Origin of the sequence: Streptomyces sp. T39 (genome assembly GCF_008042045.1) — a bacterium.
Lineage (GTDB): Bacteria > Actinomycetota > Actinomycetes > Streptomycetales > Streptomycetaceae > Streptomyces.
In genome coordinates, this window is sequence record NZ_RDBP01000012.1 from 2,061,936 (window position 1) to 2,079,656 (window position 17,721).

Below are 17,721 nucleotides of genomic sequence, written 5' to 3' on the forward strand. Positions count from 1 at the left end.
CACATGTGCCCGGCCGTCTCACCGCGGGCCGTACTTGCGCCCCGTCCGTGACGTCAGCCCGCCCAGCAGCCCGCGCGGCGTCAGTTTCACCACGCCCATCAGCGCCTTGTACCGCGGGTCCGGGATGGAGAGCGTCCGGCCCCTCGCCAGGTCCGCCAGCGCCGCCGACACCAGCTTGTCGGCGTCCAGCCACATCCAGCCCGGGATGTTGTCCGTCCCCATCCCGGCGCGCTCGTGGAACTCGGTCCGCACGAAGCCGGGGCAGAGCGCCATCAGCCGCACGCCCGACCCCGCCATGTCGCGCGCCGCGCCCTGCGTGAACTGCACGACCCACGCCTTGGACGCGCCGTAGGTGCCGCGCGGGACGAACGCGGCGACCGAGGCCACGTTCACCACGCCGCCGCGCCCGCGCTCCCGCATCGGCCCGGCCGCCGCGGCGGTCAGCCGCAGCACCGCCTCGCAGTGCACCTTCAGCATCGTCAGCTCGTCGGCCATGGTGACCTCGAGGAAGCGGCCCTTGTTCCCGAAGCCGGCGTTGTTGACGAGCAGGTCCACCGGGTGCCGCGTGTCCCCGAGGCGCTGCTCGACGGCCCGGATGCCCTTCTCCGCCGACAGGTCGGCGGTCAGGACCTCCGCCTCGATGCCGTGCCGGTCGTGCAGCTCGGTCGCCTGTTCCCGCAGCCGCGCCGTGTCACGGGCGACCAGTACGAGGTTGTGCCCGTCGGCCGCGAGGCGCCGCGCGAACGCGGCGCCGATGCCCGCGGTCGCTCCCGTGATCAGTGCAGTCGTCATGGACGGCACGTTAGTGGTCCCCGCGCGGGCGCCGCGTACGGGCCTCCCCGCTGCGGGGCCTCAGGCCGCCCCGGCGCCGTCGCCCGCCCCGTACTTCTCCACGTAGGCGAGCGCGTCCCGCAACTGCTCCGGATGGAGCGCGTCACCCGCCGCGAGCACCCGGGGCAGCAGCGAACGCTCGACCGTCTCCGCACGGAAGGACATCGCGACGGTGACGTCGTGCGCGGGGCGGTGCACGATCTCGACCGGGTCGCCGGTGCGGATCTCGCCGGGCGTGATCACCCGCAGATACGCACCGGGGGCCGCGGCCCGGGTGAAGCGCCGCACCCACCCGCGCTCGCCGAGGTGGCCGCCGAAGGTCCGGCACGGTATGCGGCCGCTGGTCACCTCCAGCACCAGATCGGCGCCGACGCGCCACCGCTCGCCGATCAGGGCCCCGGTCACGTCGAGTCCACCGGTGGTGAGGTTCTCGCCGAACGCGCCGTTCGCCAGCGGCCTGCCCAGTTCGCGCTCCCAGGCGTCCAGGTCCTCGCGGGCGAAGGCGTACACCGCCTGGTCGCTGCCGCCGTGGTGGCGCAGGTCGGAGATCTCGTCGCCGGCCAGTCCGCTGCCGCCGCTGCCCTTGGGGCCGGGATCCGTCACCAGGACGGGGCCGTCGGCCGGTCGCTTGTCGATGCCGGTGGTACCGGTGGCGGCGTGTTCGGACGGGGTGAGGAGACCGGTGTTCACGGACAGAAGCTTCATGGCCGCACGCTAACCCGGCCGAGCCCAAAGCAACCATCGATTATGTCACCCCTCCTCCAAGCCTGCCTTATGCTCGAAGGGTGATCGAGGCTCGTCATCTCCGTGTCCTGCGCGCCGTCGCCGCCACCGGTTCCTTCTCCGCCGCCGCCCGCGACCTGGGCTGCACCCAGCCCGCGGTGAGTCAGCAGATGAAGGCGCTGGAGGGTTCGGCGGGCACCCCTCTGCTCATCCGCACCGGCCGGGAGATGCGCCTGACCCAGGCCGGTGAGGCCCTGGTCCGCCACGCCTCCGGCATCCTCGCGGGGCTCACCGCGGCCGAGGAGGAGATCGCGGCCATCGCCGGGCTGCGGGCCGGCCGGGTGCGGCTGGTGTCGTTCCCGAGCGCCAGCTCCACGCTGGTCCCGGCGGCGCTCGCCGCCCTGCGGGCCGCGCACCCCGGCACGCGGGTCTCCCTGGTCGACGCGGAACCGCCGCGATCGGTGGAGATGCTCCGGGACGGGGACTGCGACATCGCCCTCGCCTTCCGCTACGGCCCGTCCGGAAGCGAGTGGGACGACCTGACCGTCCGGCCGCTGTTCACCGACCGGCTGGTGGGCCTGGTGCCCGAGGGGCACCGGCTGGCCGCCGAGGAGACCGTGGCCATCGGCGACCTCGGCGACGAACCGTGGATCGCCGGCTGTCCACGCTGCCGGCGGCAGCTCGTGGACGTGTGCGAGGAGGCCGGCTTCACGCCGCGGATCGACTTCGCCACCGACGACTATCCGGCGGTGATCGGGCTGGTCGGCGCCGGGCTCGGGGTGGCGGTCCTGCCCGAGCTCGCGCTGGACTCGGTCCGCCCGAGGGGCGCGCGCACCGTCACGGTGGAGCCGCCGGTGCGCCGCGAGATCGTCGCGCTCACCCTGCCCGACCTGGCCCAGGTCCCCGCCGTCGCCGCCACCCTCGACGAACTCTCCCGCGCGTCCGCTGACCCGCTGACGCCTTCGACGAACTCTCCCGCGCGTCCGCTGACCCACTGACGCCTTCGACGAATACTCCCGCGCGCCCGCTGACGCCTTCGACGAGCACTCCCGCGCGCCGCGGCCCGCCGACACCCTCCGCTCCCGCCGCGGCCGCTCCCGCGCAACGCGCGAGGAGCGCCGCCCCCCGGAAAGCAGCCGCCGGTCCCGGCGGCTTCGCCGGGACCGGCACGGGGTGCCCTTCCGGATCGCGCCTCCGCGCATCCTGTGCAGGAACGTTTCTTCGATTGCTGTTCCGGGCCTCAGCCCCTCACCGTGCCGCCCGCGCTCGTCGCGGGGATCAGGCGGTGACGGGCACGGCCCATGAGCTCCTCGCGCTCGTCCTCCGTCAGTCCGCCCCAGACGCCGTACGGCTCACGGACGGCCAGCGCGTGCGCCGCGCACTCCGCCCGCACCGGGCACCTCATGCAGACCTCTTTCGCCGAGTTCTCGCGCGCGCTGCGCGCTGCGCCGCGCTCACCCTCCGGATGGAAGAAGAGCGAGCTGTCGACCCCGCGGCATGCCGCGAGGAGCTGCCAGTCCCACAGATCGGCGTTGGGTCCGGGAAGGCGAGAGAAATCTGCCATAGCGCATGTCCCCTTGAAACCGTGCTGGGTGGATGGTCCTGGGTGGAACAGGACCGCTACGAACGGGCCGGCCCGCGGGCCGGTGGTCGCCCGGGTCAGGCATCCCACGCTGTGCCAACGACCGTACATCTCCTGTGTAAGTAGATGTAAATATGACTCATTGCGAATCTAGCCAAAGACACCAGCGAAAGGGAAGAAAAGCGTCTGAATGGGGCATGACTGCCGAGTACGGGCGAGGTGACCTGCGACGCTCCCCTCCGCGCACGTACGCTCACGCTGGGTGCGAAGACCCTCGCTCCCCCCGTAACTCTTTCGAGTGACCATCGTTGAGAGTGCGGAGGCGGTTGAAGAGACAAGCTCTCGGGCACATGTCCGACGGCGTTCAACCGCTCAGGTGACGACACGTACTCAGCCTGGAGGCACAAGGTGACGCGCAACAGCTGTGCGAGTCACGGAGGTCAGTCATGACATCCGTCCTCGTCTGCGACGACTCCCCGCTCGCCCGAGAAGCGCTGCGCCGCGCGGTCGCGACCGTGCCCGGTGTCGAACGCGTGACGACCGCGGCCAACGGCGAGGAAGTCCTCCGCCGCTGGGGTGCGGATCGCTCGGACCTCATTCTCATGGACGTGCGCATGCCCGGTCTGGGCGGCGTCGAGACCGTGCGCCGGCTGCTGTCGGCCGACCCCGGCGCGCGGATCATCATGCTGACCGTGGCCGAGGACCTGGACGGCGTCGCGCTCGCGGTCGCCGCGGGGGCCCGCGGCTATCTGCACAAGGACGCCTCGCGCGCCGAACTCCGCGCGACCGTCACCCAGGCGCTCGCCGACCCGACGTGGCGGCTCGCCCCGCGCCGGCTGCGGTCGGCCGAGATGGGGGCGGCGCCCACGCTCACCGCGCGGGAGATCCAGGTGCTCGAGGGCATGAGCCACGGCCGGTCCAACGCGGAGATCGGCCGCGAGCTGTTCCTCTCCGAGGACACGGTGAAGACGCACGCCAGGAGGCTGTTCAAGAAGCTGGGCGCCTCGGACCGGGCGCACGCGGTGGCCCTCGGATTCCGCTGGGGCCTGGTCCGCTGACGGGTCCGGCACGGGGTGACGGATGCCCGAGGGCATCCGTTTCCCGCGCAATGCCGCATCCTTGAGGTGTGGAGTTCCTCGGGGACGATTCGGTCGAGCGGGAGGGGAGGGCGCAGGAGATGAGTTCCGGCGCACCTGCTCATAACGCTTCGGTGCACAACATGGGACGCGGTGCCGCGGACGCTCCGTCGCCAGGGCACCATGGACCGATGCGTGACGACGAGGCGACGACCGCCCAGGGGGCCATCGGTGCACTCGTCCACCGTGCCGTCGACGGCGACGAGCAGGCCACGCACGACCTGCTCGCGCACGTCCATCCGCTGGCCCTGCGCTTCTGCCGCTCCCGCCTCAACCGGCTGCCCGGCGACGCGCGCCACTTCGCGGACGACCTCGCGCAGGAGGTGTGCGTGGCGGTGCTGATGGCGCTGCCGCGCTACCGGGACACCGGCCGCCCCTTCGAGGCGTTCGTCTTCGCCATCGCCTCCCACAAGGTCGCCGATCTCCAGCGCGCCGCCATGCGGCACCCCGGCTCCACGGCGGTGCCGTCGGACGAGATGCCGGAGCGCCCGGACGACTCCCTCGGGCCCGAGGAGCGCGCGCTGCTCAGCGACGACGCGGAGTGGGCCAAGAAGCTGCTCGCCAATCTCCCGGAGAACCAGCGCGAGCTGCTGGTGCTGCGGGTCGCGGTGGGGCTCACCGCGGAGGAGACCGGCCAGATGCTGGGCATGTCACCGGGTGCCGTCCGGGTCGCGCAGCACCGTGCGCTGAGCCGTCTGCGGGCGCTCGCCGAGCAGTGAGCGCCCGCCCCCGGCGTCTCCCGTACGAAAACACAAAGCTGCTCGACGATCTTGATCGTGGAATGAGACGGCCCGAGAGGCCGTTAGCATGGACATCCGCACCGATCAAGGCCATTGGGGAAGGTGTCATGACCAACGTCGACGGAGTGCCCGAGAAATTCGCGACACTCGGGCTGACCTACGACGATGTGCTGCTGCTGCCGGGGGCCTCCGACATGGCTCCCGACCAGATCGACACCTCCTCGTACATCTCGAAGAACGTGCGGGTGAACATCCCGCTGCTGTCCGCCGCCATGGACAAGGTCACCGAGTCGCGGATGGCCATCGCCATGGCCCGCCAGGGCGGCGTCGGTGTCCTGCACCGGAACCTCTCGATCGCCGACCAGGCCAACCAGGTCGACCTGGTCAAGCGCTCCGAGTCCGGCATGGTCACGGACCCGATCACGGTCCACCCCGACGCCACCCTCGCCGACGCCGACCGGCTGTGCGCCAAATTCCGCATCAGCGGCGTGCCGGTCACCGACGCGGGGGGCAAGCTGCTCGGCATCGTCACCAACCGCGACATGGCCTTCGAGTCCGACCGCACGCGCCAGGTGCGCGAGGTCATGACGCCGATGCCGCTGGTCACGGGCAAGGTCGGCATCTCCGGCGTGGACGCCATGGAACTGCTGCGCCGCCACAAGATCGAGAAGCTCCCGCTGGTCGACGACGCGGGCATCCTCAAGGGCCTGATCACGGTCAAGGACTTCGTCAAGGCGGAGAAGTACCCGAACGCGGCCAAGGACAAGGAGGGCCGCCTGCTCGTCGGTGCGGCCGTCGGTGTCGCGGGCGACGCGTTCGAGCGTGCCCAGGCGCTGGTCGAGGCGGGCGTCGACTTCATCGTCGTCGACACCGCCCACGGTCACTCCCGGCTGGTCGGCGACATGGTCGCCAAGATCAAGTCGAACGCGGCGGGTGTCGACGTCATCGGCGGCAACATCGCGACCCGGGACGGCGCCCAGGCGCTGATCGACGCCGGTGTGGACGGCATCAAGGTGGGGGTGGGTCCCGGCTCCATCTGCACCACCCGTGTGGTCGCCGGCATCGGCGTCCCCCAGGTCACCGCCATCTACGAGGCCGCGCTCGCCGCGAAGGCCGCCGGCGTCCCGGTCATCGGTGACGGCGGCCTCCAGTACTCCGGCGACATCGCCAAGGCGCTGGTCGCCGGTGCCGACACGGTGATGCTCGGCTCGCTGCTCGCCGGCTGCGAGGAGTCCCCGGGCGAGCTGATGTTCATCAACGGCAAGCAGTTCAAGTCGTACCGGGGCATGGGCTCGCTCGGCGCGATGCAGTCCCGCGGCGACCAGCGCTCCTTCTCCAAGGACCGCTACTTCCAGGAGGGCGTCGCCTCCGACGAGAAGCTGGTGCCCGAGGGCATCGAGGGCCAGGTGCCGTACCGGGGTCCGCTCTCCGCGGTCGTCCATCAGCTGGTGGGCGGGCTGCGCCAGTCCATGTTCTACGTCGGCGGGCGCACCGTGCCGCAGCTCCAGGAGAACGGCCGCTTCGTGCGGATCACGTCCGCGGGCCTCAAGGAGAGCCACCCGCACGACATCCAGATGACGGTCGAGGCGCCGAACTACAGCAGGAAGTAGTCCGCACACCTCCTCACACGTCCTCTCCACGTCCATGGGGCGGTCCCGGGTCGCCGGGGCCGCCCCTGGCATGTGTCGGGGATACTGGTGGGGCAGACGTAGAGGGAAAGGCCACACATCGTGACTGAGATCGAGATCGGGCGCGGCAAGCGCGGCCGCCGGGCGTACGCGTTCGATGACATCGCCGTCGTACCGAGCCGGCGCACCCGGGACCCGAAGGAGGTCTCGATCGCCTGGCAGATCGACGCCTACCGCTTCGACCTGCCCTTCCTGGCCGCCCCGATGGACTCCATCGTGTCCCCGGCGACCGCCATCCGGATCGGCGAGATGGGCGGGCTCGGTGTCCTGAACCTCGAAGGCCTGTGGACCCGCTACGAGGACCCGCAGCCGCTGCTCGACGAGATCGCGGAGCTCGACCCGGAGACCGCCACGCGCCGTCTCCAGGAGATCTACGACGCTCCGATCAAGGAGGAGCTGATCGGGCAGCGCATCAAGGAGGTGCGCGACTCGGGCGTCGTGACCGCCGCCGCGCTCTCCCCGCAGCGCACCGCGCAGTTCTCCAAGGCGGTCGTCGACGCCGGCGTCGACATCTTCGTCATCCGCGGCACCACCGTGTCGGCCGAGCACGTCTCGGGCGCGGCGGAGCCGCTCAACCTCAAGCAGTTCATCTACGAGCTCGACGTCCCGGTCATCGTCGGCGGCTGCGCCACCTACACCGCTGCGCTGCACCTGATGCGCACCGGCGCGGCGGGCGTGCTGGTGGGCTTCGGCGGCGGCGCCGCCCACACCACCCGCAACGTGCTGGGCATCCAGGTCCCGATGGCGACCGCGGTCGCCGACGTGGCCGCGGCCCGCCGGGACTACATGGACGAGTCCGGCGGCCGGTACGTGCACGTCATCGCCGACGGCGGCGTGGGCTGGTCCGGCGACCTGTCGAAGGCCATCGCGTGCGGTGCCGACTCCGTCATGATCGGCTCCCCGCTGGCCCGCGCGAGCGACGTGCCGGGCAAGGGCCGTCACTGGGGCATGGAGGCCGTCCACGAGGACGTGCCGCGCGGCAAGCTGGTCGACCTCGGCGTCGTGGGCACCACGGAGGAGGTGCTGACCGGCCCGTCGCACTCCCCGGACGGTTCGATGAACTTCTTCGGCGCCCTGCGGCGTGCCATGGCCACGACCGGCTACAGCGAGCTCAAGGAGTTCCAGCGCGTCGAGGTGACGGTGGCGGACTCGCAGCACAGCCGCTGACCGCCGCGGACCGCACGACAGGGCCCCGGCACCGAGAGGTGCCGGGGCCCTGTCGTGGGCCGGTGCCGGGATCAGCCGTTGGCCTTCTTGGCGCCCGCGAAGGCGGTGATCGCGCCGATCGCCAGGAAGACGTAGGTCATGCCGTCGGCGACCTCCGACCAGGCCTCGGTCAGCAGGCTGAACTGGTCGACGAACACGTCCGTGAAGGACCCGCCCAGCTCGTCCGCGACGATCATGGCCATGCCGACGAGCTGGCCCAGGTACACCGCGCCCACGGCGAGCGCCGCGCTGACGATCGGGAGCACCGGGTTGGGACCGCCGGTCTTGGCGGCGGCGAAGCCGATGAGGAAGCCGACGGCGACGGCCGCGTAGCCGACCTCGGCCTCGATGGCACCGGCGAGCGCGCCGTACGCGCCGGCGGCGACCAGGGCCGTGACGACCGCGACGATCAGGCCCAGCCCGATGTTGTTGCGGACCGGGGCGGGCGGCGGGGCCGGGGCGAAGGGGTTGCCCGGCGTGCCCGGGGTTCCCTGGGCGTACGGGTTGCCGGAGGGCGGCGGTACGGGCTGGGACATGAGAAAGTTCCCCCTGAAGGCGTGAGATGCGTCGCACGAGCGTACGAGCGGTTTCGGACAGTAGCAGCCCGGTCGGACAGAACGCCCCTCGGTTACCCGACCGTTGCACGCCTGGGATACGTCTCACAGCCGGTGCGCCGCGCCCGCGGGCGTCGCCCCCCTTGTGTCCAGCAGGAGTTGGGCCTTCACGGCGAGCCCCTGGAGGTCGTAGGTGCGGTGGTGCTGGAGCAGCACCGTCAGGTCGGCTCTGGCGGCGGCCTCGTAGAGGGAGTCCGCGCGGGGGACGGGCACATGGCCCACGCGCCAGTCCGGCACGTGCGGGTCGTGGTAGCTGACGGCCGCGCCCATGTCCATCAGGCGCCGGGCGATCTCGGGGGCGGGGGAGCCCTGGAGGTCGGCGAGGTCGGGCTTGTAGGTGACGCCGAGGAGCAGGACGCGGGCGCCCCGCGCGGACTTGCCGTGCTCGTTGAGGAGCGTGGCGCAGCGCTGGATCACGTACTGCGGCATGCGGGTGTTGATGTCCTGGGCGAGGCCGACCATCCGCAGGGTGCGGCCGGTCGGCGGGAGGACGCCCGGGTCGAGCGGTACGCCGTGGCCGCCGACCCCGGGGCCGGGGCGGAACGCCTGGAAGCCGAAGGGCTTGGTCTCGGCGCAGCGGATGACGTCCCACAGGTCGATGCCCAGGCCGTGGCAGAGCACGGCCATCTCGTTGACGAGGGCGATGTTGACGTGCCGGAAGTTCGTCTCCAGGACCTTGACGGTCTCCGCCTCGCGCAGCCCCCGGGCGCGCACCACCTTGTCGGTGAGCCGGCTGTAGAAGGCGGCGGCGGACTCGGTGCAGGCGGGCGTGAGGCCGCCGATCACCTTGGGGGTGTTGGCGTAGCCGTGGTCGCGGTTGCCGGGGTCGGTGCGGCTGGGGGAGTAGGCGAGGTGGAAGTCGCGGCCGGCGCGCAGACCGGAGCCCTCCTCCAGCAGCGGACGCAGGAACTCCTCGGTGGTCCCGGGCTGCACCGCCGACTCCAGGATGACGGTGGTGTGCGGGCGCAGCCGGGACGCCAGGGCGCGTGCGGCGTCGGCGAGGGCCGTGAGATCGGGCGTGCCGTCGGGGCCGGGCGGGGTCGGTGCGCAGACGACCGCCGTGCGCACCCGGCCCAGTTCCGCGGGATCGGTGACGGTGCGGAAGCCGGCGGAGAGCATGCGGCGGATCTCCGCCGCGGTGATCCCCGCCGCCGGTTCGGCCGGGTGGCGACTGCCGGGGTCGTAACCGATGGTCTCGATGCGTGCGGCGACGGCGGCCTGGGCGAGGGGCAGACCGAGGTGGCCGAGGCCGACGACGGCGAGATCAGCGGGCATGGCGGGCCGTCCTTCCCATAACCGGAGGTGACACAGGACGCAAGCCCTGTGGGCGGAACGGGCGTGCGCAATGTCAGACTAGGCGTAAATATGACCGTGATGTCGGATTGTGGCCGCGTGGCTCACGGGGTGTTATCCACAGGCAGTGGCTGAAGTCCGTGACTGCGGACAGAATCGACTGTGTGAGCCCGACCGCAGGGGACGTAGGGGGCGACGGGAGGCAGCAGTGAGGACAGCGACACTGGGACCCGAGGAGCGCGCCGCGGCGCTCGCCGGGATGGCCGAGCGCGAACTGGACGTGCTGGTGGTCGGCGCGGGGGTGGTCGGTGCCGGTACCGCCCTGGACGCTGCGACCAGAGGGCTGGCCACCGGCCTCGTCGAGGCGCGCGACTGGGCGTCGGGCACGTCGAGCCGGTCGAGCAAGCTGATCCACGGCGGCCTGCGGTATCTGGAGATGCTCGACTTCGCCCTCGTCAGAGAGGCGCTCAAGGAGCGCGGTCTGCTGCTGGAGCGGCTGGCCCCCCACCTCGTCAAGCCGGTGCCGTTCCTCTATCCCCTCCAGCACAAGGGCTGGGAGCGGTGGTACGCCGGGTCCGGTGTCGCCCTGTACGACGCGATGTCGGTCTCCTCGGGCCACGGGCGCGGCCTGCCCCTGCACCGCCACCTCTCCCGGCGGCGCGCACTGCGCGTGGCGCCCGCGCTGAAGAAGGACGCCCTCGTGGGCGCCCTCCAGTACTACGACGCGCAGATGGACGACGCCCGGTTCGTCACCACCCTGGTCCGCACCGCCGCCTCCTACGGAGCGCAGGTGGCGAGCAGGGCACGGGTCGTCGGCTTCCTCCGGGAGGGCGAGCGGGTCGTCGGGGCCCGGGTGCTGGACGTCGAGGGCGGTGGCGAGTACGAGATCCGCGCACGCCAGGTCGTCAACGCCACGGGCGTGTGGACGGACGACACCCAGGCGCTGATCGGGGAACGCGGCCAGTTCCACGTGCGCGCCTCCAAGGGCATCCACCTCGTGGTGCCCAAGGACCGCATCCACTCCACGTCGGGGCTGATCCTGCGGACCGAGAAGTCCGTGCTCTTCGTGATCCCCTGGGGCCGGCACTGGATCGTCGGCACCACCGACACCGGCTGGGACCTCGACAAGGCGCACCCGGCGGCGTCCAGCGCCGACATCGACTACCTGCTGGAGCACGTCAATTCGGTCCTCGCCGTGCCGCTCACCCGCGACGACGTCCAAGGGGTGTACGCGGGGCTGAGGCCGCTGCTCGCCGGGGAGTCGGACGCCACCAGCAAGCTCTCGCGCGAGCACACGGTCGCCCATCCCGTGCCGGGCCTCGTCGTCGTGGCCGGCGGCAAGTACACGACGTACCGGGTGATGGCCAAGGACGCGGTGGACGAGGCCGTGCACGCCCTCGACCAGCGGGTGGCGGCGTGCGTCACCGAGGACGTCCCCCTGCTCGGCGCCGAGGGCTACCGCGCCCTGTGGAACGCCCGGGCGAGGATCGCCGCCCGGGTGGGGCTCCATGTCGTCCGGATCGAGCACCTGTTGAACCGGTACGGATCCATGGCCGAGGAACTGCTGGATCTCATCGCGGCCGACCCGGGGCTCGGCGAGCCGGTCGGCGGCGCGGACGACTATCTGCGGGCCGAGATCGTCTACGCGGCCTCCCACGAGGGCGCGCGCCACCTGGACGACGTCCTGACGCGCCGCACCCGGATCTCGATCGAGACCTTCGACCGGGGCACCCGCTCGGCCCGGGAGTGCGCCGAGCTGATGGCCCCGGTGCTCGGCTGGGAGAAGGCCCATGTGGAGAAGGAGATCGAGCACTACGAGAAGCGGGTGCAGGCGGAGCGTGAGTCCCAGCGCCAGCCCGACGACCTGACGGCGGACGCGGCCCGGCTGGGGGCGCCGGACATCGTTCCCCTCTGACCCACGGCCGTGCGGCGGGCACGCCCGCCGCACGGGGCCCGGCTCCCGGGAGCGGGACCGGGGCTGTGATACTCCGACGGCACGGGCCCGGCTTCCCCCGCGTTGATGGCATGGTGGGGGGTGGCATCGGTGCGCAGGTGCGCGGGCGCCCGGTGGCCCCGGGAACAGCACCGGTCCCGTGGTGAGGGACAATGGTCGCTCTGCCAGGGCGGGTTACCGCATCGAGCGGGAAGCGGCAGCGCGGGCGAAGATCAGGATCGCAGAGGGGACGCATGTCGGAGGCTGAGCAGGCGCGGGGGCCCCAGCGGAACGAGGCCGAGGGGGCCGGGTCCGCGGGCAAGGGTGAGGACTCCGTCAGCGACGAGCGCATGTCCGGTGCGGCGGACGGCGGCGCCCCGGGCACCGGGGACACGCACGGCGCGGCGGGCGCGAAAAGCGCGCCGGGGACCGGCGCGGTGACGGCCGCTCAGGACGCCGGRCACGACGACGAGGACGCCGCGGACGCCCGGCGCGGCGAGGACCGCCCCGCGGCCGACGCTCCCGCACCGGAGCCGACGTCCGCTCAGGACGGCTCCCCGGCCGGGGGCCGTGCCCCCGCGGAGGACGAGGGGGCGTCCGGTGGCGGCGTGCCCGGCAGGGATGCGGCCCGGGACGGCGCGTCCGGCGCCGTCACGTCAGGCAAGGGTGCGACCGGCGGAGCCTCGTCAGGTGACGCCGCGACCGGCGACGGTGCGGCCGGGGGAGCCTCGCCCGGCAGGAGTGCGGCCGGCGGAGTCTCGTCCGGCGAGGGTGCCGTGAGCGACGCGGCCGGGCGCGCGGACGGGGCGGCGGCCGGCAGCGGTCGGCGTGCCGAGCAGGCGGACGCCCCCGCGGACCGTGCCCCCGGCGACGGCGCCCCGCGCTCCCGCGCGGAGGCGCCCGCGGCAGGCGCCGCCCGCCCCGCCGCATCCGCGGCGCCGCGACGCGGCGCGGAGAAGACCGCCCCCAGGACCGAGGAACGTCTGCTCGCCGGGCGTTACCGGCTCGGCGGCGTCCTCGGGCGCGGCGGCATGGGCACCGTGTGGCGTGCGGTCGACGAGACCCTCGGCCGCACCGTCGCCGTGAAGGAACTCCGTTTCCCGAACGCCATCGACGAGGACGAGAAGCGCCGCCTCATCACGCGGACGCTCCGCGAGGCGAAGGCGATCGCGAGGATCCGCAACAACAGCGCGGTCACCGTCTTCGACGTCGTCGACGAGGACGACCGGCCCTGGATCGTCATGGAGCTCGTCGAGGGCAAGTCCCTCGCCGAGGTCGTGCGCGAGGACGGGGTGCTGACGCCCCGTCGCGCCGCCGAGGTCGGTCTCGCCATCCTCGACGTGCTGCGGTCCGCGCACCGGGAGGGCATCCTCCACCGTGACGTGAAGCCGTCCAACGTCCTGATAGGCAAGGACGGCCGGGTCGTCCTCACCGACTTCGGCATCGCCCAGGTCGAGGGCGACCCGTCGATCACCTCGACCGGCATGCTCGTGGGCGCGCCCTCCTACATCTCGCCGGAGCGCGCCCGGGGCCACAAGCCCGGCCCCGCCGCCGACCTCTGGTCGCTGGGCGGTCTGCTCTACGCGAGCGTCGAGGGCAGCCCGCCGTACGACAAGGGTTCGGCGATCGCGACGCTGACCGCCGTCATGACCGAGCCGCTCGACCCGCCGAAGAACGCCGGTCCGCTGGAGGAGGTCATCTACGGCCTGCTCGCCAAGGACCCGGCCCAGCGGCTCGACGACGCGGGCGCACGCGCCCTGCTCACCCGTGTCGTCAACGCGCCCACCGAGCCCGAGACGCCGGCGGAGCCCGAGCCGTCGCCCGAGCAGACCCGGGTCATCATGCTCCCGCCCGCGCCGCCCGCCCCGCCGGCGGCGCCGCGGCGGCCGGTCTCCCCGCCGAAGGACCCGGCCGCGGCGGACCGGGTGCGCGGAGCGCTGCGTTCGGTGCGCAACGCGGCGGCGGCCGCCAAGGCCGACAACCGTTCCCCGGAGCGCACGGCGGCGTCCCGGGCCGACGCCCAGGACTCCGGCCGGCGGCCCGCCGCGGTGCGCGCGTCGATCACCGACGTGGTGCCCCGCCGCACGCTGGTGATCATCGCGGTCGTCGCCGCGCTCGCCGTGCTGTCCACGATCCTCGTCCTCTCCCTCGGCGACGACGGGGAGAAGAAGGCCGACGGCGCGGGCACGGGCGGCGACGACAGGACGGCGTCGGCGGGCGCCTCCCAGGGCGGCGACCCGGAGGCGACCGGCGGTGCGGGCACCGGCGCGAGCCCCGACAGCGGCGAGGAGACCGCCCAGGACGGCGGCACCGGCGACGGCGCGCAGCCCGGCCAGGACGGCGGCACCGGCGACGGCGCGTCCCCCGGTGGCGAGAACGGCGGAGGCGACGGCGGCGGCACCGGGCAGGCCGCCCTGCCCGCGGGTTACGCGATGGTGTCCAACGACCGCTGGCACTTCACCATGGCCATGCCGTCGGGCTTCAAGCTCACCGGTGTCGCGGGCCAGAACTCGGGCGGCAAGTTCAGCGTCGACGGCGGAGTGCCGCGGGTCCAGGTCGACTTCAACAGCAGCCCGAAGGACGACGCCGCGGCCGCCTGGGCGGCGGCCGTCGCCGCGGTCAGCGCCAGCAGCAACGGGTACAAGCACATCGGCATAGCGAAGACGGAGTACAACGGCTATCCGACCGTCGCCGACTGGCAGTTCGAGCGCCGGGAGCGGGGCCAGGTGGTCCGCATCCTGAACAGGGGCTTCAAGGTCGACGCCAAGCGCGGCTACTCGATCATGATCACCTGCAAGGCCGACGAATGGGACGGCGAGGAGTGCGAGACCCTGCGCCGGACGGCGTTCGCGACGTTCAGCCCCAAGGACTGACCGGGGCCACGTATCGTGAGTAGTCGTGGACGATACGGAGCCGTAAAGGGGCCGTTGGACGACCGGATGTGACGGCTTCGCACGGGTTTCCCTGAGCGGCCGGGACAGCGCGCTGTGGGGAGGCGTCGTGGAGGACTACGCGGGAAGGGTGCTCGCCGACCGCTACCGCCTGCCGTTGCCGCCGTCCGACGAGTTCGAACTGGCCGAGACGCGTGCGTTCGACACGTACAGCGGTCATGAAGTCCTCGTGCGGCAGGTGCCGTTGCCCGAGGTCGTGGACGCCGAGGTGCTCGACGGCGACGGCCTCGCGGGGGCGGCCGTGCCGCGCCGCGCGTCCGGCAGGGCGACCCGGCGGCCCTCGGACCCCGCGGTGCTCCGCGCGGTCGAGGCGGCCCAGGCGGCCGCCCGCATCCCCGATCACCCGCGCCTCGACCAGGTCTTCGACGTCTTCGCCGAGGACGGTTCGCTCTGGATCGTGAGCGAGGTGGTGGACGCCCGCCCGCTGGCCGCGATGCTCGCGGAGCGGCCGCTCAGCCCGTACCGGGCCGCCGAGGTCGCCGCCGACGTGCTCGCCGCCCTGCGGGTGCTGCACGCCCATGGGTGGACCCACCGGAACATCACCGTCCGCACGGTGCTCGTGTGCGAGGACGGCCGTGTGGTCCTCACCGGCCTGGCGTCGGGCGCCGCCGAGGAGGCGCTCTGCGGCTACGCCCCCGTGCCCGAGGACCCGGACCGGCCCGCGCACCAGCCGCCCCACCGGACCGACCCCGACCCCGACCCCGGCGGGGCCCAGGACCACCCCGGACAGGCCGGCGCCGGCCGGGACCCGGGCCAGGGTCTGCTCCCCGCCGCCCGGAGCGGCACGGAGCACCGTCCGGACCCGGCGCACGGCGCCGGACCGGGGGCCGCGGAACTCGCCCCCGCGCGACAGCCCCTGCTGCCCCCGCCGGTCCGCCCGGCCGAGGCCGGCGGCCCGCCGGCCCTGCCGCGCCAGGGCGGTGAGGGGAGCGGGCCGGCCCCGGACGTGCGGGCCGCGCGGGCGGGGGCCATCGCCGCCTATCGCGCGGGAGCGCGCGCCGCGGCCCGGATCCAGGACGAGCAGCGCTCCGGCTCGGTGCCGGCGGTGGAGCGCCCGTCCGGCGAGCGCCCCGTGCAGGACGGCGTCGACCCCGACTGGTGGGCGCAGGATCCCGCCGAGCGGTACGCGGCGGTGTACGACGACGACACGGACGACGGCCACGACGACGACCCGGACGACGACGCGCACGACGGCCGGGAGGGCCCCGGCCGGGCCCGTCTCGCCGGTGTCTGGCGCGACGGCCCGGCACCCGGCCACGACGGCCCCGCTCCGCTGCCCGCGGGCGGCGGCCGCCCCGCCCTGCCCGCGGCCCGCYCCGCCGCGGACTCCGCCACGGACGACGCGTACCGCGACGACCCCTACGGCGTGCGCCGGGCCGCAGCCGACCGGGACTCCGGCCGGGGCGGATCCGGCCGGCCCGCCCTGCCGCCCGCCCGCCCGGGCGGCGGCTCCACCGGCAGCTGGACCAGCGGGAGCGACGCGCTGCGCGCCGACTCGCAGCGGCGCCCGGTGTCCGGCCCGGCGGGCCCTGCCGCGCCACCGCCCGGCCGCTGGGACGAGGTCGTGGCCGCGGCCCCCGCCGCGGTCTTCCGCGGCCCCACCACGCCGCTGGCGGCGGAGCGGGCACGCCAGGCCAGGATCGCGGTCGTGGGAGCCGTCACCGAGCGGTGGGCCCCGGAGCAGGCCGGGCCGGTCCACGACAACTGGCAGCTGGCCGCGCCGGTCGGGCCCGCCACGGACCTGTGGGCGCTGGGGGCGCTGCTGTACCGGGCGGTCCAGGGCCACGCCCCGTACCCGGAGGACAGCGCGCACGAACTCGTGCAGCTGGTGTGCTCGGAGCCGCCCGCGTTCGCCGAGGAGTGCGGCCCGCTGCGTCCGGTCGTGGAGTCGCTGCTGCGCCAGGACCCGACCGAGCGGCCCGAGTTCGAGGAGCTGAGCGGCTGGTTGCGGTCGCTGGTGCGGTCCGCGCCCGAGCCGGAGGCGGGCGTGGACGTGGTCCCGGTGCCGTCCGGCCCGGTGGACCCGGCGCTGCTGCCCATCGTGCGGCGGCGCGGGGAGCTGGTGCGCCGGCGCAGGTTCGGCGGCCGGGAGGCGGCGCACGGCCGGCACCGCCAGAAGAAGTCCCGCGCAGCGGCGCGCCCGGTGCGCACCGAGCGGCCGCCCGTCCCGAGGGCACGCGAGGAACGTCCGCCGCGCGGTGCGGAGCGGGGCGGGGCGCCGCGCGCCCTCGGCCGTACGCTGCTGGTGCTGATCCTGCTGCTGCTGGCCGCTGCCGTGGCCTACGCCTTCCTGTTCATGCCCAAGGCGGACGAACAGGGGCCGTCGCAGGGTGCGGACACCGGGAGCCGGCCGTCCGCGGAGGCGTCGCCCGGCCCCTCGGGAGGCGGCGAGCCGTCCCCCGGGCGGACGCCCGGATCGCAGCAGCCCCAGACGTCCGCACCGGCGGCGGATCTGCCGGACGGCTATGTGCTGCGCAAGGACGTCGAGGGCTTCCAGCTGGCCGTCGACGAGACCTGGCAGCGGCGGCCGATCAACGACGCCGGCCAGGTCCGTTACGTGGGCGGGGACTTCACCCTGATCGTGGTCCCCGGCCGGGACTCGGTGGCGGCCAACGGCGACGACCCGCTGACCTACCAGCGGGACAAGGAGCGTGAGCTCCAGCCCTTCCGTGACTCCTCGTGGGCCAGCGCGACCGGGCTGCGGCGCATCGACGTGGGCCGGCAGTCCATGGCGGAGGGTCAGTTCACCTGGCAGGACAGCACCGGCCGCGAGGTCTTCGTGCGCAATCTCGCGCTGATCGTGGACGGTGCCTATCACGTGGTGCAGGTGATCGGACCGGCCGACCGGAAGGAGAAGGTCACCGAGATCCACCAGCAGGCCACGTCCACCTACCGCTTCACGGGCTGACGCGCGGTCGCCGCACTCCGTCCGCCGGGCTCGGCGTGGCCTGCCGCACGGCGTCCGCTCGCCCCATCACGCATCACGGTGCGGTCACTTGAGCGTTCCCGGGTTCCGTGCGCGTA

13 protein-coding genes are annotated in these 17,721 nt (G+C 73.6%); 8 read left to right on the forward strand and 5 right to left on the reverse strand.

The genetic code is table 11. From position 1 onward, the window contains the following. Window positions 1–18: 18 nt before the first annotated feature. Both EAO77_RS10410 and EAO77_RS10415 read right to left on the reverse strand, forming a co-directional pair. Window positions 19–792, reverse strand: a complete 774-nt coding sequence (locus EAO77_RS10410) for an SDR family NAD(P)-dependent oxidoreductase (RefSeq protein ID WP_147987724.1) — start codon at window positions 790–792, stop codon at window positions 19–21. Between the two features lie 60 nt (window positions 793–852). Continuing rightward, a complete protein-coding gene (locus EAO77_RS10415) occupies window positions 853–1,536 on the reverse strand; it encodes an MOSC domain-containing protein (protein WP_147987725.1) in 684 nt (227 codons plus the stop codon). A gap of 80 nt (window positions 1,537–1,616) precedes the next feature. On the opposite strand from EAO77_RS10415, the gene EAO77_RS10420 reads away from it, so the two are divergent. Next, on the forward strand, window positions 1,617–2,552 hold the full coding sequence (locus EAO77_RS10420; RefSeq protein ID WP_147987726.1) for a LysR family transcriptional regulator: 936 nt from the start codon (window positions 1,617–1,619) through the stop codon (window positions 2,550–2,552). Window positions 2,553–2,794: 242 nt separating this feature from the next. Here the strand turns inward: EAO77_RS10420 and EAO77_RS10425 are convergent, their stop codons facing one another. After that, entirely contained in the window at window positions 2,795–3,118 is a 324-nt protein-coding gene (locus EAO77_RS10425) for a WhiB family transcriptional regulator (RefSeq protein ID WP_147987727.1), read from the reverse strand. Between the two features lie 464 nt (window positions 3,119–3,582). Between EAO77_RS10425 and EAO77_RS10430 the strand changes: the two genes are divergently transcribed. The 4 genes from EAO77_RS10430 to EAO77_RS10445 all read left to right on the forward strand — a co-directional run bounded on the left by EAO77_RS10430 (window position 3,583) and on the right by EAO77_RS10445 (window position 7,867). Continuing rightward, window positions 3,583–4,194 carry a response regulator transcription factor gene (locus tag EAO77_RS10430; RefSeq protein WP_003948568.1) on the forward strand — a complete coding sequence of 204 codons (612 nt, stop codon included), beginning with the start codon at window positions 3,583–3,585 and terminating at the stop codon, window positions 4,192–4,194. 209 nt (window positions 4,195–4,403) lie between these two features. Continuing rightward, the gene (locus EAO77_RS10435) at window positions 4,404–4,991 is read left to right on the forward strand and encodes a sigma-70 family RNA polymerase sigma factor (RefSeq protein ID WP_147987728.1); all 588 of its coding nucleotides are present in this window, start codon (window positions 4,404–4,406) and stop codon (window positions 4,989–4,991) included. A gap of 128 nt (window positions 4,992–5,119) precedes the next feature. Further along, window positions 5,120–6,622 carry an IMP dehydrogenase gene (gene guaB / locus EAO77_RS10440; RefSeq protein ID WP_147987729.1) on the forward strand — a complete coding sequence of 501 codons (1,503 nt, stop codon included), beginning with the start codon at window positions 5,120–5,122 and terminating at the stop codon, window positions 6,620–6,622. A gap of 120 nt (window positions 6,623–6,742) precedes the next feature. Further along, on the forward strand, window positions 6,743–7,867 hold the full coding sequence (locus EAO77_RS10445) for a GuaB3 family IMP dehydrogenase-related protein (RefSeq protein ID WP_147987730.1): 1,125 nt from the start codon (window positions 6,743–6,745) through the stop codon (window positions 7,865–7,867). 71 nt (window positions 7,868–7,938) lie between these two features. Here the strand turns inward: EAO77_RS10445 and EAO77_RS10450 are convergent, their stop codons facing one another. Both EAO77_RS10450 and EAO77_RS10455 read right to left on the reverse strand, forming a co-directional pair. Further along, complete coding sequence (locus EAO77_RS10450) at window positions 7,939–8,442, reverse strand: hypothetical protein (RefSeq protein WP_147987731.1); 504 nt, start codon at window positions 8,440–8,442, stop codon at window positions 7,939–7,941. A 123-nt stretch (window positions 8,443–8,565) separates the two neighbouring features. Beyond that, window positions 8,566–9,795: a nucleotide sugar dehydrogenase gene (locus tag EAO77_RS10455; protein ID WP_147987732.1), complete on the reverse strand. Its 1,230-nt coding sequence runs from the start codon at window positions 9,793–9,795 to the stop codon at window positions 8,566–8,568. Window positions 9,796–10,021: 226 nt separating this feature from the next. Here EAO77_RS10455 and EAO77_RS10460 point away from each other — a divergent pair, with 226 nt between their 5' ends. From EAO77_RS10460 to EAO77_RS10470, 3 genes are all read left to right on the forward strand, one after another. After that, window positions 10,022–11,728 carry a glycerol-3-phosphate dehydrogenase/oxidase gene (locus EAO77_RS10460; RefSeq protein WP_147987733.1) on the forward strand — a complete coding sequence of 569 codons (1,707 nt, stop codon included), beginning with the start codon at window positions 10,022–10,024 and terminating at the stop codon, window positions 11,726–11,728. A 272-nt stretch (window positions 11,729–12,000) separates the two neighbouring features. Beyond that, complete coding sequence (locus EAO77_RS10465; protein ID WP_261993854.1) at window positions 12,001–14,619, forward strand: serine/threonine protein kinase; 2,619 nt, start codon at window positions 12,001–12,003, stop codon at window positions 14,617–14,619. A 127-nt stretch (window positions 14,620–14,746) separates the two neighbouring features. Further along, the gene (locus EAO77_RS10470; RefSeq protein ID WP_147987734.1) at window positions 14,747–17,605 is read left to right on the forward strand and encodes a protein kinase; all 2,859 of its coding nucleotides are present in this window, start codon (window positions 14,747–14,749) and stop codon (window positions 17,603–17,605) included. The last annotated feature ends 116 nt before the right edge of the window (window positions 17,606–17,721 follow it).